Source organism: Thalassospira marina, assembly GCF_002844375.1.
Taxonomy (GTDB): Bacteria; Pseudomonadota; Alphaproteobacteria; order Rhodospirillales; family Thalassospiraceae; genus Thalassospira; species Thalassospira marina.
In genome coordinates this window covers 776,749-794,280 of sequence record NZ_CP024199.1, presented here as the reverse complement: position 1 = coordinate 794,280, position 17,532 = coordinate 776,749, and the positions used below count along the sequence as shown (strand labels likewise).

Annotated in this window: 10 protein-coding genes; 5 read left to right on the top strand and 5 right to left on the bottom strand. The window is 54.3% G+C overall.

Going from position 1 to position 17,532, the window contains the following annotated elements; all coding sequences use genetic code 11:
- Positions 1 to 149: 149 nt before the first annotated feature.
- A complete protein-coding gene (locus CSC3H3_RS03505) occupies positions 150 to 1,673 on the top strand; it encodes a UbiD family decarboxylase (protein WP_101286078.1) in 1,524 nt (507 codons plus the stop codon).
- A 43-nt stretch (positions 1,674 to 1,716) separates the two neighbouring features.
- Here the strand turns inward: CSC3H3_RS03505 and CSC3H3_RS03500 are convergent, their stop codons facing one another.
- On the bottom strand, positions 1,717 to 2,382 hold the full coding sequence (locus CSC3H3_RS03500; protein ID WP_101283750.1) for a hypothetical protein: 666 nt from the start codon (positions 2,380 to 2,382) through the stop codon (positions 1,717 to 1,719).
- A 156-nt stretch (positions 2,383 to 2,538) separates the two neighbouring features.
- Here CSC3H3_RS03500 and CSC3H3_RS03495 point away from each other — a divergent pair, with 156 nt between their 5' ends.
- On the top strand, positions 2,539 to 3,432 hold the full coding sequence (locus CSC3H3_RS03495; protein WP_101283748.1) for an AraC family transcriptional regulator: 894 nt from the start codon (positions 2,539 to 2,541) through the stop codon (positions 3,430 to 3,432).
- A gap of 127 nt (positions 3,433 to 3,559) precedes the next feature.
- On the opposite strand, the gene CSC3H3_RS03490 is transcribed toward CSC3H3_RS03495, so the two are convergent.
- A complete protein-coding gene (locus CSC3H3_RS03490; RefSeq protein WP_157831817.1) occupies positions 3,560 to 4,327 on the bottom strand; it encodes a 2OG-Fe(II) oxygenase family protein in 768 nt (255 codons plus the stop codon).
- Positions 4,328 to 4,466: 139 nt separating this feature from the next.
- Here CSC3H3_RS03490 and CSC3H3_RS03485 point away from each other — a divergent pair, with 139 nt between their 5' ends.
- The gene (locus CSC3H3_RS03485) at positions 4,467 to 5,816 is read left to right on the top strand and encodes a TldD/PmbA family protein (protein ID WP_101283744.1); all 1,350 of its coding nucleotides are present in this window, start codon (positions 4,467 to 4,469) and stop codon (positions 5,814 to 5,816) included.
- Positions 5,817 to 5,991: 175 nt separating this feature from the next.
- On the opposite strand, the gene CSC3H3_RS03480 is transcribed toward CSC3H3_RS03485, so the two are convergent.
- The 3 genes from CSC3H3_RS03480 to CSC3H3_RS03470 all read right to left on the bottom strand — a co-directional run bounded on the left by CSC3H3_RS03480 (position 5,992) and on the right by CSC3H3_RS03470 (position 12,698).
- Entirely contained in the window at positions 5,992 to 8,145 is a 2,154-nt protein-coding gene (locus CSC3H3_RS03480) for a methyl-accepting chemotaxis protein (protein WP_157831816.1), read from the bottom strand.
- A 161-nt stretch (positions 8,146 to 8,306) separates the two neighbouring features.
- On the bottom strand, positions 8,307 to 10,316 hold the full coding sequence (locus tag CSC3H3_RS03475) for a methyl-accepting chemotaxis protein (RefSeq protein ID WP_101283740.1): 2,010 nt from the start codon (positions 10,314 to 10,316) through the stop codon (positions 8,307 to 8,309).
- Between the two features lie 375 nt (positions 10,317 to 10,691).
- The gene (locus CSC3H3_RS03470) at positions 10,692 to 12,698 is read right to left on the bottom strand and encodes a methyl-accepting chemotaxis protein (RefSeq protein ID WP_101283738.1); all 2,007 of its coding nucleotides are present in this window, start codon (positions 12,696 to 12,698) and stop codon (positions 10,692 to 10,694) included.
- 773 nt (positions 12,699 to 13,471) lie between these two features.
- Here CSC3H3_RS03470 and CSC3H3_RS03455 point away from each other — a divergent pair.
- Complete coding sequence (locus tag CSC3H3_RS03455) at positions 13,472 to 15,457, top strand: BCCT family transporter (protein WP_101283732.1); 1,986 nt, start codon at positions 13,472 to 13,474, stop codon at positions 15,455 to 15,457.
- A gap of 259 nt (positions 15,458 to 15,716) precedes the next feature.
- Positions 15,717 to 17,423, top strand: a complete 1,707-nt coding sequence (locus tag CSC3H3_RS03450; protein WP_101283730.1) for a methyl-accepting chemotaxis protein — start codon at positions 15,717 to 15,719, stop codon at positions 17,421 to 17,423.
- Positions 17,424 to 17,532: the final 109 nt, after the last annotated feature.

The window sequence follows — 17,532 nt, the reverse complement described above, 5'->3', positions numbered from 1 at the left end:
GCAATACACATTGCAAAAGGGGCCGATTGCACCCTGATTTCAGGTTTGGCGCGCCATATACTGGACAAGACCCCGGCGGCGTATTACCACCTGTGACCATGTTTTCAAATGCGGGCCGCACATCGCCCGCCCCACAAGATTGCGGTGCCATGCCCTATCAGTCTTTGCGCGATTTCATTGAAGAACTTGAGAAAAAAGGCCAGCTTGTTCGTGTCAGCGAACCGGTTTCGCCCCATCTGGAAATGACCGAAATCCAGACCCGCCTTCTGGCCGAAGGGGGACCGGCGGTTATTTTTGAAAATGTCGTCGATGACAGTGGCCGCAAATATGACATGCCGGTTCTGGTCAACCTGTTTGGCACGGTCGAACGGGTGGCCGCGGGCATGAACCGCAAACCCGAAGAACTGCGCGAAGTGGGCGAAACCCTTGCTTTCCTCAAGCAGCCCGAACCGCCGGGAAGCCTGAAAGAAGCCTTTTCGATGTTGCCGCTGGCCAAAACCGTTATGGCGATGAAGCCCAAAACGATTTCCAAAGCACCCTGCCAGGAAATTGTCCTGACCGGCGATGATATCGACCTTGGCAAATTGCCCATTCAGGGATGCTGGCCGGGCGAACCCGCCCCGCTGATAACCTGGCCGCTGGTTGTGACGCAGGGCCCCAGTGTGGGCGAAAAAGGTGGCGATAAGCGCGATGTGTTCAATCTGGGCATTTACCGCATGCAGGTGCTGGGCAAGGACAAGGCGATCATGCGCTGGCTCAAGCATCGCGGCGGCGCGCAGCACCACGCCCGCTGGAAACAGAGCAAGCAGGACCCCCTACCCTGCGCGGTTGTTTTGGGCGCAGACCCTGGCACGATCCTGGCTGCCGTAACGCCGGTGCCTGATACCCTGTCGGAATACCAGTTTGCCGGGCTTCTGCGTGGGGAAAAGGTGGAACTGGTGGATTGCAAAACCATTCCGCTCAAGGTGCCCGCCACGGCCGAAATCGTGCTGGAAGGGCATGTCTCGCTCGACGAATATGCGCCCGAAGGCCCCTATGGCGACCATACCGGATATTACAATTCGGTCGAAAACTTCCCGGTTTTCACCATTACTGCCATCACCATGCGCAAAAAGCCAATTTACCTGTCGACCTTTACCGGTCGCCCGCCAGATGAACCATCCGTTTTGGGCGAGGCCCTGAACGATGTGTTCGTGCCATTGCTGCAGCAGCAATTTACCGAAATTGTCGATTTCTGGCTGCCGCCGGAAGGATGCAGCTACCGGATTGCCGTTGTATCGATGAAAAAGGCCTATCCTGGCCATGCCAAGCGCGTGATGATGGGCGTTTGGTCGTTCCTGCGGCAGTTCATGTATACGAAATTCGTGATCGTGGTCGATGACGACATCAATGCGCGCGACTGGAAAGACGTAATGTGGGCGATTTCCACCCGCATGGACCCGGTGCGCGACATTACCACCATCACCGATACCCCGATTGACTACCTGGATTTTGCGTCACCCGAAAGCGGGCTGGGTGGGAAGCTGGGCCTTGATGCCACCAACAAGCTGCCCCCGGAAACCCACCGCGAATGGGGCGAAAAAATTTATATGCAGGATGACATCATCGAACGTGTCGATGAAAAATGGGACCGCTACGGCCTGCCCGGCAGCGGCACCAAAATCTGGAAATAAATCAAAAAGCGGGCCGTTTCATGCAAACGGCCCGTTTCTTTTATCAATTGCGGTAAAACACCCAGTGATCGCCATTTTCATCGACTTTGCTGTTCCAGTAAAATTGCGGTGTGTCGCAAATGAAATCTTCGACGCGAACGGCGGTTGTGCATAAATTGCCATTACCTACCACATCACGCACATAATCCTGTTCCACCTGCTGCCAGCTCATGGGTGGCGGGGCAGTATCATCGGCAAGGCAAAGGGCAAACTGTTCGTTCTGGGCAAAGGGGATATGCTTCATTTCCGAGCTTAGCTTGCCGCCATCGCGCGTGACAAACAGCACATCAAAAAACGGCCCGTCGGGGTTATCGCGGTCCACCCAGCCGGCAATGCGGTCGGTTTGCCCGTCACAGGTGAAATCCCCCACCAGTATCTGATGCATATTTTGCGATGCATATTGCCCGGCCTGAACGCGCATTTCGCGGTAAAGGTCGTTATCGGTAACCGGCCCGGCTTTATCATCGCCATCATCCGATAATTTTGGTGTGGTCATACCGGCGGGCTTTGCCGTTTCACCCCCTGCCCCATCCTGCGGGGCTGTGCTTGCGGCCATTGCAGCACTGGTCTGGTCAACTGCATCCTTTGCTGTTTCGGCCTGTGCAGGCAAAGCCATGCCAGCGGCACCGGCCAGGGCACATACAACATAAAAAGGCGCAAGTTTGGACATTGAAGTCTCCGTCAGGAATAATCCGTCATATCTGTGCCTGGACTATTGCAGGGCAAGGTTAAAAAAAGCTGGCGAAAGCATGTCAAAGGTCGCTTTTGATCAAATCGGGGATTTTGGCATTGGCTATAGCAGACATGTATCCACGACGGAGGTTGCATGACACCGGCAGACAAGGCCGTTTGGCTGATTGAAACCCATATCGAGGCCGATGCCGAAACCAGCCCGGATTTAACCGAACTGGCCCAAAAATGCGGCATTTCGACGCGGCATCTGATGCGGGCCTTTGCGGTTGCCACGGGCATGTCGGTGATGCGATATGCGCGGGCACGCAAATTATCGCGGGCAGCACAAAAGCTGGTGGCACCGGATTTTGCCCATTGTAACATCCTGACCATCGCCCTTGAAGCTGGTTATACCTCGCACGAGGCATTCAGCCGCGCCTTTCGCGAGTGTTTCAAACTAACCCCCGATGACCTTCGCCGTCGTGGACAGATCGAACCCCTTGTTTTGCAGGAGTGTTTACGCATGTCTGACCATATGATTGTAGAAATCGAAGAACCGCGATTTGAAAAACGCGATAAATTCCGCGTTGCAGGCCTGCGGCGCAGCTACTGCGCGGAAAGCAGCACCGCCATCCCCGCGCAATGGCAGCAATTCATTCCCTGGATTGGCAATATTGACGGGCAAAGCGGGTATGAAACCTATGGCATCTGCACCAGCCCGGATACGGGTGTTGCCAAAACCGAACCTAACGAAAACACTGTTTATTTTGATTATATTTGCGGTGTCGCCATTGCCGCGCAGGCCGAAATAACCGATCCGGAATTATCCGTAATCGATATTGCCCCGCAAACCTATGCAGTTTTCACCCATCGCGGGCATATTTCGGGCATTCGCGCCACAACCTACACCATCTGGAACGATTATTTGCCAAAATCGGGCCTAAAACCCCTTTCCGCGCCCGAATTTGAACGTTACGGCCGCGAATTTGACCCTGAAACCGGCAATGGTGCCGTTGAAATATGGATCCCTGTGCAAAACCCGGCCTGAAAACAGGGATGGAAGGCCTGTTACCGCCTGCGCACCAACGCCGCAATGAAGCGGCAGGATGGTGCCGGGCGGTAAGTTTGCCCGAAATGGCCCAAATTTGCACGGCAACGGGGGTTAAAACCGGGTGCTAGAACCAGTCATTTTGCATTTCGGCGGTGATGAACATATAGGCCCGTTCATGAATGCTGGCATCGCGCGGCTCCGCCCCATGCAGGGCATTGATGCAATTGGGGAAAATCACCAGCCGGTTTGCCTTATAGGGCACGGTCACAACCCGCCTGACCGCATCGTCACCCAGCTCGAACGCCGATTTTGCCTTTAGCACCGGGCCGTTTTTCCAGGCAAACAGGTCAAGACCGCCACCCTTGGTATCATCATCGTCATTGCGAAAATAAAGCAGGGCCGAAAACAGGCGATTGGGTGCATCAAGGTGGGCGCGACGGTGGCTGCCCGATACCCCACCGGGGCTGATCAGTTCCAACCGGGCATCGCATAGCACGTCGTGATTTTCAAAATCATCTGCACCCAGCAAGCCAAAACGGCTTTGCCCTTCCACCAGTTTTGGCTGGTTTTCGGGCCACAAATCGCCAAACAGGGCGCGGATGGCAAAATAAATATCGGCCTTGATATGGCGGGTGGCAAATTCGCGCCAACAGGTTGGGTAAAATTCAAGATCACGAAACAGCTTTGCCGATATGGGAATGCGCACATTTCCCTTCGCCGGTACTTGCCCATCCATCCCCGACACCCCGTTTTGCCCGGCCATTGTCGGGCGACAGGCCTTTAGGGTGTCAAACAGGGCCGGGTCCAGGGCATCATCGATCACGGCATGAACAAAAGGCGCGCGCAGTACTTGCGCCCGCCCGGCATTTTCCAGAATTGTCCCTTTCATCATTCCCCCTGAAAGGTCACCTTGACACCAAAACGCAGGATAATTTTGCCCTTAAACCATTAAATTAGGCTGTTCCCCTTTGCGCAATGGCATTTGCCTACCTATAACGGTGGTAAGGCACTTTGTGTGAAAAGGAATATCAATGCCCAAAACTGAAATGACGCTTGATCGCATCAATGACCTGCTGACCCGTGCAAAAAAGGCCGGCGCAGACGACGCGGATGCCGTTTATGTCGAAGGCACCTCGCTTTCGGTGGCGCAACGGTTGGGCAAGCTTGAAAAACTGGAACGTTCCGAAGGTGCCGACCTTGGCCTGCGCGTGCTGATTGGCAAAAAGCAGGCGGTTGTTTCATCGTCGGATACCAGCGATGCCGCACTGGACGAACTGGTTGAACGTTGTGTCGCCATGGCAAAAAATGCCCCGGAGGACCCGTTTTGCGGTATTGCCGACCCTGCCGAACTGGCCGAAACATTTGACATTGACGGGCTGGAACTGTGCGAACCCGGCGAAGTTGACCAGGATAAACTGATCGCCTGGGCCAGCGCCTGTGAAGAAGCCGCCCGTTCGGTTGAAGGCATCACCAATTCCGAAGGCGCCGATGCCGGCTGGGGCCGCCATCAGATTACCCTGGCCGCCACCAATGGCTTTGCCAACAGCTATGCCGGCAGTGGCAGCCACATTTCGGTTTCGGTGCTGGCCGGGACCGGCACGGCAATGGAACGCGATTATGATTATGACAGTGCGGTTTTTTCAACCGACCTGCGCGACCCTGCCGAAATTGGCCGCATGGCCGCCGAAAAAACCCTTCGCCGCCTGAACCCGCGCAAGGTGAAAAGCACGCAGGTTCCCATCATTATGGACCCGCGCGTTTCGGCATCCATTGTCGGGCATCTGGCCGGTGCGATTAACGGTTCGGGCATTGCGCGCGGCACCAGTTTCCTGATCGACATGATGGAAAAGGAAATTTTCGCGCCCAACATCACCATTGTTGATGACCCGCACCGCAAACGTGGCCTGCGGTCCAAACCGTTTGACGCCGAAGGCGTTGCCAATGGCAAACGTAACCTGGTTGAAAATGGCATCCTTAAGGGATGGATCCTTGATTTGCGATCCGCCCGCCAGCTTGGTTTGAAATCAACCGGCAATGCATCGCGCGGGGCTGGCAGCCTGCCGGGGCCTTCGACCACCAACCTTTATATGGAACCGGGTACCCTTTCGCCCGAAGACATGATCCGCGATATAAAGCAGGGCCTTTATATTACGGAAATGATCGGCAGCAGCGTGAATGGCATCACGGGTGATTATTCGCGCGGCGCATCGGGTTACTGGATCGAAAATGGCGAACTGGCCTATCCGGTTTCGGAAATTACCGTGGCGGGCAACCTTAAGGAAATGTTCAAGTCCGTTACCCCGGCCAATGACCTGACCTTTAAATATGGCACCAATGCCCCCACACTGCGCATCGATGGCATGACGGTCGCTGGCCAGTAATCAACCGTTTCCAGGGCGCGGGTTACACCAAACCCGGCCCAAATGGCGCAAAATCACAAACACCCCGCAGCCATCAGGCTTGCGGGGTGTTTATGTTTGAAAGACCCTTAATTCAGGACGATCAGACCAATCAGCCTGATCTGCCTGCCCCGCCCGATCACGCCGGGCAGGCGGCCTAGGCCGAGCGGATCTGACGCAGGAACAGATCGACTTCCTTTTGCAGCGACACAGCCGAACTTGACAGGTGGCTGGCATTGGAAAGCACCTGTGCAGCAGCAGCCCCACCCTGTGTTGCTGCCTCGCTAACGCGGGTGATGGCACCGGAAACATCATTGGTGCCCTGGGCGGCCTCGGCCATATTTTGCGAAATTTCGTTGGTTGATGCTTCCTGCTGTGCCACGGTCGAAGAAATGGTTTCGGCCGATTGCAGGCTTTCATCAATCACGCCCGAAATATCGCGGATCGACCCCACCGTGGTTCGGGTCACGGTTTGAATTTCGTCGATCTGGTCGGTGATTTCGGTAATCACCCGTGCGGTCTGATTGGCAAGGTTTTTGACCTCGGATGCGACAACGGCAAAACCTTTGCCTGCTTCACCGGCGCGCGCGGCCTCGATGGTGGCATTTAGTGCCAGCAGGTTGGTCTGCGATGCGATATCCTCGATCATGGCAACCATTTCACCAATGCGCTGAACCGCGCCTTCCAGGCCTTCGGCCGCGATACGGGTACTGTTAACGTTATTTACCGCACGGTTCGCCAGCGAGGATGAATGCCCGGCCTGATCGCCAATCTGCTGAACCGCGCGCTGCATCTGTTCGCAGGCAGCGGCAACGTTTTCTACATTGCGGCTGGCTTCATCGGCGGCAGCGGCCACCGCACCGGCCTGATTATTGGTTTGATCAAGCGATGCATTCAGGCTTTCGGCTGTCATTTGCAAATCACTGGCCGATGTTGAAACCAGCTTAACGATGGAACCGACACTGCGTTCAAATTCGGCGGCCAAGGCCTCCATTTCGCGACGTTTGGTTTCGCGTGCCTGTTCCTTGGCGTGTTCGGCCTGGCGTTCCATTTCACGGGTATGCTGCATATTCAGTTTGAACACATCCATGCAATTGGCAATGTCACCAATTTCATCGCGGCGCCCCACGCCAAATACCTTGATATCGAGGTTGCCATCGGCAAGTTCGGTCAGCCCACGTACAATACGGTCAATCGGCCGGGTAATGGATTTTACAAATACCAGCGCAATAATCGCAGCAACAACCAAAATAATCAGCGTAATCAACAATGCCGACCACAGGGCCGATTTAACCGGGCCCATTGCCTCGGCGGTGTCCATTTCGCTTAAAATAGCCCAGGTGGTGCCCAGAAAGGTAAGCGGTGCATAGCTGGAAATGACCGGAACACCGCGGTAGTCATCAATCTGTTCGGTGCCGGTTTGCCCGGCTAAGGCCAGATCAACCGTTTCACCGGTAACCGATGTTTTCAAAATGGTTGATTCGGTTGAAAAACGGCTGTCACTGCGCATCAGATTATCATCGCCGACAAGGTAGGTTTCACCGCTTTCGCCCATGCCGACCGACACCTGCATGATGTGGTTGATGCGATCAATGGGCATCTGAAAGGCAATCACGCCAGCAAGTTTACCCTGCGCATCAAAGACGGCCTCGGAAATGAAGCTGGCCGGGGCATCGTGGCTGGGCGCATAGGGGTGAAAATCAACAAAGGCCGGTTTTCCTGCCTGTTTCTGCTCCACCGATGCGCGAAACACTTTGCCAAGGTCGGTATCGCGCCATTTGCCGGTCATGACATTGGTGGCAAAATCTTCTTCCTTGAAAACGGTATAGATAACGTCGCCCGCCGGTGAAAACAGGAAGATGTCGTAATAACCGCGCTTTTCCAGAAGATTGCGGAAATACTGGTGGTAAAAGCCGTGTTTAACGCTCCAGTCCGAACCGTCTTTGGCCTGGTCAAGACGGTGTTTTTCACCCATCGGATTGGGGTTATCAGTGATGTAAAGCTTTTGCAGAGTTTCGGTCGGGTTGTTGCCCAGTTCGCCCCAGGCCGCCTTGAAATCGGCCAGAGCATCCAGGGTCAGCGGGCTTTTGGCCTGCACATCAAGGTCTTCGCCAATCGCGCCAAGGTAATCCTGAAGGGCGACCTGGCGGGCATTGTTCATGGCTGCCAGGCGGTCACCAATGGCAGTAACCCTGTCTTCGGAAAACCGGAAAGACAGAATGGCGACAATTGCCAGACAGGATATCGCAATAAGCCCGATGATGATGGCCGGTAACCGAAACGAGATCCGCGACGTTTTCAAACTTATCATGGTGATACCCAAACTGGCTGAAATGCCACCCTCTCCCGGGTGAACCGGCGGCAAAATCGCACTATTGGCTGTTTTCAACCATCCACATTTGAGGACTGATAAAAAGTTTAATCTGACCGTAACCTGCGGCGAACGGGCAATTATGCCCGCCTGCCTGCCTTTTATGCCGCGCGGATCGTCGCCATGAATTTATCGGTCGCCCCGCGCAGTTCGGTGAAGTTTTCCGACAACATGCTGGCCGCGCCCAAAACCTGCTGGGCGGCAGCCCCGGTTTCATTTACCGCCTCGCTAACCCCGGTAATGTTGGAACTGACAATGGTGGTGCCCGATGCCGCCTGTTCAACATTATGGGCGATTTCGCGGGTGGCAACGCCCTGTTCCTCGATGGCAGAGGCAATGGCCGCAGCAATACCATCCATGTCATGAATGGTTTTGCCGATATTCTCGACATCGGTTGCCGCCTTGCGCGTACGGTCCTGCACATTTTCAAGCTGGGTGCCAATATCACCAATCGCTTTGGCCGTTTGTTCGGCAAGGTTTTTAACCTCGGTCGCGACAACAGCAAATCCGCGCCCGGCTTCGCCTGCGCGGGCGGCTTCGATGGTGGCATTTAACGCCAGAAGATTGGTCTGTTCGGCAATATCGGAAATGATTTTAAGGACCTGATCCGTGCTTTGGGTGGCATCAAGCAATTCACGCATCGAACCATAGGTCGCCTGCGCCTGGTCAACGGCCGTACGCATCATTTCGGTCGACAGGGCAACCTGCCGGTTAATCTCGGCAATGGCCATATTAAGCTGTTCGGTTGCAGCAGCCACGGAATTGACATTGCCGCTGGCTTCTTCGGTGGCGGCAGCCACGGCCGTTGTCCGGTGGCTGGCCCCTTCCGCAAGCGAGGACATGGCATTTGCCGTTGCTTCAAGCTGGACCGAGGCGGCCGCCACCGCCTCGACAATTTTGCCAACGCTGATCTGGAAACTGTCAGCCGTGCGGTGCATCAGGGCTTTGCGCTGTTCGGCCATGCGCACTTCCTGCATTTTGGCTTCTTCTTCCAGTTCGTGGTTACGAATGGCCCCTTCCTTGAACACCTGAACCGCACTGCACATTTCGCCAATTTCATCCTTGCGGTTGCGCGCGGGCACTTCAACTGACAGGTCATTATCCGATAACCGGTGCATCACCCCGGCAATCCCCATGATGGGCCGGGAAATGCGTGTCCCCAAAATAACGGCAATCACAAACCCCAAAATCACGCCAATCACCGATGCGGCAATAATTTCCTTTTCCGCCAGCGAAATACCCGATGTCATCGAATTGCGAATGGCTTCTTCGCTTTTGATCAAATCGCCCAGCAGGGCCTCGGCATTATCGACAATGGCCTGGGTGGCCTTTGCCATATCGTTATTTACCAGCAGGGCAATTTGCACTTCATCATTGCGAACGCCATCAAAGACGGCACGGTAATCACCAAACAGCTTTTGGGCTTCCCCCAATAGCTTTGCCTGCCCGTCAATATTTTGTACCTGGCCAAGTGCCTCAAACGATTTTTCAAGCTGGCCAAACTCGGCCGCAGCACGTTCCCCAAAACTGTCATCCTGACGGCCGATCAGGATATTGGCATAAAGACGGGCCAAAAGTGCATGCTCGCGGGCGGCAACGGCTTCGGAAATGGCCTGCTGATCCCCGGTGTCAATGGCATTTGCGATGATCTGGTCAAGTTCGCGCACCATCTGTTCGCCATCAGGCTCCAGCTTATCAAGGATAAGTGCGTGGTAATGGTCGCTTAGTTTTCTAGCGCGGGCAAAATCATCGACATAGGCGTTCAGGTCTTCATACATGCGGGCAATGCGCGCAACATCATCGGGGTTTGGCAGCCTGTTTTCGGCTTCTGCCAGCATCGGCCTTATTTCATCGGCCAGGCGAAAGACCGCATCGGCATCGGCGGGATCGGCGGTATTGGCAAATTCGCGGACATGCAGACCCAGCCGGATAAAGCGCGATTCAATACGCGCTGTCAGGCTGGCCTCGTCAACGCGGGCGGCAAAATTGTTCACCCCGCGCGAAACAACAACAAAACTGGCATAGGAATAAACCAGTGCTGCCAGCAAAACCAGCAACACCACAGAAAATCCCAGAACGATTTTTGTCCTGATCCGAAGATGCGCAAACATGAATGGGTCCCCTGATAACCAAGTAGCAACCTGCTTTCTAACCCGGTGCAATCGCCACTAAGGCGTTAAACGAATGGATAAATACCATTCAAGGTTATATTTGATGTTGCTAACCTGCTTTCAATGCAGGGGGATTTGGTGCAGAAGAATAGGAATCTTACCCAAACGGATCGTAATAACAACCAGCCCCGGCCCCGCCCGACCTCCACGACCAGGTCTGATTGCCCATTCCAGTCTGGTTGACAGGGAAAGCTGCCCATATTGGGCCACGCGGCCCGGAACACCCCACAAATGTCCCTAAAATACCCAGGTCGATCCGGAACGTTCCCGGGCAATCCCGAATTGTACCGGGACTGCCCTTACAGCCCCGTTCACCTAGGCTGCCTGAATGATGGAAACGAATTTGTGCGTTGCCTTTTGCAGGCTGGCGAAGTTCTGAGACAGGCTTTCGCTGGCGGTTTGCACGGCTTCGGATGCAGCACCGACCTCGCTGACCGCATAATTCACATTACCGATACTTTCGCTGACCACACGGGTACCTTCGGCAGCCTGGGTAATGTTATAGGCGATTTCCTTGGTCGCGACGTTCTGTTCTTCGATGGCAGCCGCAATGGTTGATGAAATACCATCCATTTTCGAAACCGACGACCGCACGCCCGAAACCATTTCAACTGCGTCGCCGGTGCGTTTTTGCACATTGATGATCTGATCGGTGATTTCCTGGGTTGCCTTGGTGGTTTGCACCGCCAGTGCCTTGACCTCGCTTGCAACAACGGCAAATCCCTTGCCGGCATCACCAGCGCGCGCAGCCTCGATCGTGGCATTAAGGGCCAGAAGGTTGGTTTGTTCGGCAATATCGGTAATCAGCTTCAAAACCGATGCAATGCCTTCGGCTGCGGTTGAAAGCTCTTCCATTGTTGACTGGGTGGCATCGGCCTGACCAACGGCTTCATGCATCAACTGGGTCGACAGGGCCACCTGGCGGTTAATTTCATCAATCGAGGCATTAAGCTGTTCGGTTGCGACCGCAACGGAACTGACATTGCTGCTGGCTTCTTCGGTGGCACCGGCAACGGTATTCGACTGGTTGCCAGCCTGATTGACCAGCCCGACCATGCTGGCCGAGGTAGACTGCAATTCGGTCGAAGCCGCCGCGACGATTTCAAGAATTTCGCCCACATTGAGGTTAAAGTTTTCCGCCGTTCGCTGCATCATTTCGCGACGTTCCTGGGCAGCAATGCGTTTTTGTTCCTCGGCCTCTTTTTCAAGTTCACGGGCACGCAGGGTATTTTGGCGGAAAATATCGACCGAGCGCGCCATACTGCCAATTTCGTCTTTCTGATCGCGTGCCGGAATAACCACATCAAAATCATTCGCCGCAAGGCGATGCATGATTTCGGCAATTTTCATCACCGGGCGTGACAGGCGCACACCCAAAATCAACGCCAGCGCAACCCCAACCACTAGACCAACCAGGCCAGCAATAACAATTTCGACCATAGTTGTGGCAATTGTGCTTTTGGTTTCAATGCGAATGGATTCTTCGATATTCTGGAAATCCTGCAGCAGCAGTTCGGCACTGCTTACAATTTCCTCGGCGGCCTGCGCCATTTCACCATCAACCAGTTCGACGATCTGCTTCTCATCGCGCAGGACCAGATCAAACGCGTTGTTATACTGGTCAAACAGTTTACGGGATTCTTCCAGCGCCTTGCGCTGTTCGGGGCCAATGTCATGTCCGGCCAGTTGGGCAAAGGTATCCTGCAGGGCCTTGAATTCTCGCGTAGCACGATCGCCAAAGCTGTCATCCTTGCGACCGATCATGATATTGGCATAAAGGCGCGCCAGCAGGGCATGTTCGCGGGCCAGTGCCGCATCATTCATGGTATCGATATCGCCGCGTTCACGAGCCAGCTCGATGATATGGTCCAAATCAGCAACCATTTTTTCGCCACTGGGTTCGAGCTGCTGGATAATGACATTGCGATATTCGTTACTTAATTTTTCTGCGCGACGAAAGTCATCCAGATAGATCGCAAGGTCCTTTTCCATAATTTCAAGCGCAGCGATATGTTTGGGATATGTAAAAATATGTCGGGCCTCGGCAAGCATTGGTTCGAGGCTCGCGGCAACCTCATAAACCGCCTGGGCATCCTTGCTGGCACCACTATAGGCAAATTCACGGGCATGCAGGCGCATTTTTACAAATCGCGCTTCGATATGCGATGTCAGGGTCGCTTCCTCAACGCTAAGCGCGTATTTATCCACGTTGTGCGAAACATGGACAAAGCTGTAACCGGAAAATGCCAGGGCCGACAGAAGAACGGCCAGCACAACGGCGAAACCCAGTAAAATCTTGGTCCGAATTTTCAGATTTGACATCGCATTCTTCCCTTTCCTGCCGTTGGCCGCTTATGCGTGCCCAACATCCCCGCAGGGTCGTCCCGGTTTAATTCATACCGGCAAATTACCTGTTTGGATAATATCCCCATATCCGCATATAGGGAGTGTCGTTGCAGACCCCAAAAAAAAGGACCGCACTTCACGGGGGTAAAGTGCGGCCTAGTTGGAGGCAAAGTCCGGGCAGGTCCGAACATCGGGTTCCGGTTCTTTCAAACCGGACGAGGGAGAAAACTTCAAGCCAGGCCAAATGGCCCGCGGCAGTTGACTGGCAAATTCTGTATCAGGGCCAGAAGGCCAAACCAGATCAACGCTGCCTTGCTTTCATGATTATGTTTTACACCCGCAAAACGCTGCCCACAGTCCCCATATTGGGACTGTCGTTTAACTGCCCCATTCCCCAAGGCATGACGAAAAAACAAAACGGACCAACAACCGCTCATCCTGGCAGCCCTTGTCTGCGACCCTATGGAACAATGGGCACATCGGATGCGTTCGCATATGCAGGGAGCCCCTGAGCAAAATTTCCACATGCTGGAAACCGCTGGATATGCGCCAGCTTTGCGTCACCCGGTTGGGGGATGCGGGGGTAAATGTTTCGATATGCGACGGCGCGAAAATGGCGCGCCAAACCGGCCAGAACCGCCAGGCGATAGACCCGCGCCTGCATATCAAATTCGAGACGATCCCAAAACGGCGAACCGCGCCGGCCCATACGGGCCAGTCGAGCAAACCGATTATTTGGAGCAAATTTTATGTCATCGTCAGAAAACGGCGTGGCTGAAAAACCAAAGTCGCAACTATCACCACCGGTGTTTTTTGGCTCTGCGATTTTAATTTTTCTGGTGGTTCTGTTTACCATCACCATGCCTGACACCGCCAAGGACACCTTCAGCAGCGTACAATCCTGGCTGACCGGCAATTTTGGCTGGTTTTACATGCTTAGCGTGGCTGTCTTCCTGATTTTCTCGCTGGGGCTTGCTTTTAGCTCCTATGGGGAAATCAAACTGGGGCCGGATGATTCCGAACCCGATTACAGCTACACATCCTGGTTTGCCATGCTGTTTAGTGCCGGCATGGGGATCGGCCTGATGTTTTATGGCGTGGCAGAACCCATCCTGCATTTTGACAACCCGCCCGTTGGCGAAGGCGGCACCATGGATGCCGCACGCGAGGCGATGTCGACAACGTTTTTCCATTGGGGGATTCACGCTTGGGCGATTTATGCCGTTATCGGCATGTCGCTGGCCTATTTCAGTTTCCGCCACAACCTGCCGCTGACCATTCGTTCGGCCCTATATCCGCTGATTGGTGAACGCATTCGTGGCCCGATTGGCCATACGGTGGATATTTTTGCCGTTCTGGGCACCATGTTTGGTGTGGCAACGTCACTTGGCCTTGGGGTTTTGCAGGTCAATTCGGGGCTGAATTACCTGTTTGACATTCCCCAGTCCGAAATCACCCAGTTGATCCTGATTGCGATCATTACCGGCTGTGCCACCATGTCGGTGGTAGCGGGTCTTGATAGCGGGATTAAACGCCTGTCGGAACTGAACCTGTTTTTGGCACTTGCCTTGCTGCTTTTTGTGCTGCTGGTCGGACCGACGGTTTATCTGCTGCAAACCCTGGTTCAGAATGTTGGCCTGTATCTCAGCGAAGTGGTCAACAAGACCTTTAACCTGTTTGCCTATGAACCCAATGACTGGATTGGCGGCTGGACCCTGTTTTACTGGGCCTGGTGGATTGCGTGGTCACCCTTTGTTGGCATGTTCATTGCCCGTGTATCGCGAGGCCGCACCATTCGCGAATTTGTCATTGGCGTTTTGTTTGTGCCGGTCGGCTTTACCTTTATCTGGCTGACCTTCTTTGGCAATGCCGCCATGTGGCTGGATATGGGGTCGGCATCCGGGCTGATTTCCGATGCGGTCGGGGCCGATATTTCAACCGCCCTGTTCAAATTCCTTGAAAACTTCCCGTTTGCAAGCGTGTCATCGCTGCTGGCAACGGTGCTGGTGGTCACGTTCTTTGTCACATCATCGGATTCAGGTTCGCTTGTGATTGACATCATCACATCGGGCGGCCAGGAGGACCCGCCGGTTTGGCAGCGTGTCTTCTGGGCAATCACCGAAGGCGTTGTTGCCGCCGTGTTGCTGGTGATGGGCGGGCTTAATGCCCTGCAAACCGCATCGCTTACAGCCGCCCTGCCCTTTTCGGCGGTCATGCTGTTTGTCTGTTATGGCCTGTTAAAAGGCCTGCGCCTGGAAAAGCTGAAAAAGCACAGCATGGGCCTGGCCCCCACAACATCCGTACATGGTGCGCATGTCCCGTGGAAGACCCGCCTGCAAACCATTGTCAGCTACCCGAAACTGGACCGTTGCAAAACCTTCCTTGCGGAAACGGCAGTACCCGCACTTGAAAGTGTGGCCGTTGAATTGCGCGAAACCGACCTTCAGGTAGATGTGACACATAGCGAAACCGAGGTGCGGCTGGAAATTTCCCATGGTGACGTTCAGGACTTTGTCTATGGCGTACGCCTGCGCGGATATTCCATGCCCGATTTTGCCTTCCCCGAAATCAAATCGCCGGAAAAAACCACCAAATATTACCGGGCAGAGGTCTTTTTGCTCGATGGTGGGCAGGATTACGACATCTTTGGCTATAACAAGGAACAGGTTATCGCCGATGTCTTGAACCACTATGAAAAACATCGCCATTTCCTGCATTCCGCAGTATCGGCGTAAACATCATCGCACCCCGGTCTGGTTTCAGGCCGGGGTGATTTCGTTTGGGCTATCTGTGGCCCGGAAACTGCACAAAACAGCCATTTAAAAGAAGGTCAAAACAGGCCAAACCGCAAAGCCGGTCGTTTTTCCCTTTTCGGATAACCCAATTTATGGCTGAATGTATAAGCGCACATAACCACCTTAAATAGAGGCTATTCACCAATCAGACGACTGGCTATATCGCCGGCCCCACTTGCTCCAGACCGGGAGAAGACGCATGAAACTGGGAAATTTTGGTATTGCTACCAAGGTATTTGCAATAATCGCCGTTTTGGGAATTGCGATTATCGCCGTTTCCATCAATGGCTATTACGGCCTCAGTACCATGAACCAGTCTTCGCGATTACAGGAAACGGCAGCAAATGAAGCACTGGATGGTTTACGCCTGACGAAACTGATTACATCGCTGAACCGGGCCGAATTTCGCATCGCAGCCGACCCGACGCCCGACACCATTGATGATCTGAACGACACCATTTTGCGCGAAACCCAGGAATTTCAAACCATCCTGGCTGAAACCGCCAAAACAGCCGGTCCCAAACGCCTGGCATTGCTGCAGGATGTGCAGGAACATTACCAGATTTACGAACAAAGCATCGCCAAGGTTTTAAAAACCGCCAATGACAGCGAAGCATCCGAAGACAGGCGCGCCCTTGCCGACCAGTTAACCCTTCAGGCACGCGCCAACCGCGAACAGGCGCGCGGCCTAAATGACAGCATTCGCAATTACGTCGCCTATGCCCAGCAACGCCTGAATGGCGCCGTTGCCGATGCGGATGCGGCCTTTACCACCGGGCTCAGCATTACCATTATTGTCGCAATTGTTGGTTTGGCGCTTGGCCTTGGTATGGGCATGCTGATTGCGCGGTTTGGTATTGTGCAGCCCATTCGCAAAATTGTGTGGTCCTTAAATGAACTGGCCAACAGCAACCTGGATGTTCATGTTTACGGCACTGACCGGCGCGATGAAATTGGTGAAATTTCTGCTGCGATGGAAATTTTCAAAACCAACATGATTCGCAACCGCGAAATGGAAGAAGCCGCCGAACGCGCCGAACAGCAGGCCATCGAAGACAAAAAACAGGCAATGAACGACCTTGCCAACCAGTTCGACCAAACGGTTGGGGCCATCGTTACCATTGTTGCCTCTACCGCAACCGAACTGGAAACAGCGGCCCAAACCCTGACCAGTTCGCTTGATGAAACCAATGCGCAATCCAGCACGGTTTCAGCCGCCGCAACAGAAGCCAGCACCAATGTCGAAACCGTTGCCACCGCCTGCGAGGAACTGGCAGCATCAGTCCGCCAGATTGGCGAACAGGTGGTGCATTCATCCGAGGTGACGCAAATTGCCGTTGAAAAAGGTGCCGAAACCCAGCGCACGGCCGAAGGGCTGGTTGAATCGGTGCAAAAAATTGGCGAAGTGGTCAACCTTATCCAGGATATTGCCGCCCAAACCAACCTTTTGGCCCTGAATGCCACCATCGAGGCGGCCCGCGCGGGCGAAGCAGGCAAGGGATTTGCCGTTGTCGCATCCGAGGTTAAAAACCTGGCGACCCAAACGGCACGGGCAACCGAAAACATCACCAGCCATATTTCCGAGGTCCAGGCCGTTACGCAAACCACGGTGGATGCCATTCGCGATATTTCCGACGTCATTTCGCGCACCCGCGAAACGGCATCCTCGATTTCTTCAGCGGTGGATCAGCAAAATTCGGCCACCCAGGAAATTGCGCGCAACGTTTCGCAGGCATCGGCCGGCACACAGGAAGTTTCCAGCGCAATTTCGCAGGTCAGCGAAGCCGCCAATGAAGGCGGTGCCGCCGCCGAACAGGTGCTTTCAAGTGCACGCGAACTTTCAACATCGGCGGAAAATCTGCGCCGCGAGGTCGATAATTTTATCGCCAAAGTCCGCGCCGGTTAACAGCCTTCAATACTCCGCCCCTAATAAAAAACAAAGACCGGGATCAGCTTGCCCCGGTCTTTGTTTGCAAGATGAAGTATTCGCCTGCTTAACGTGGTTGTTTTCGTAT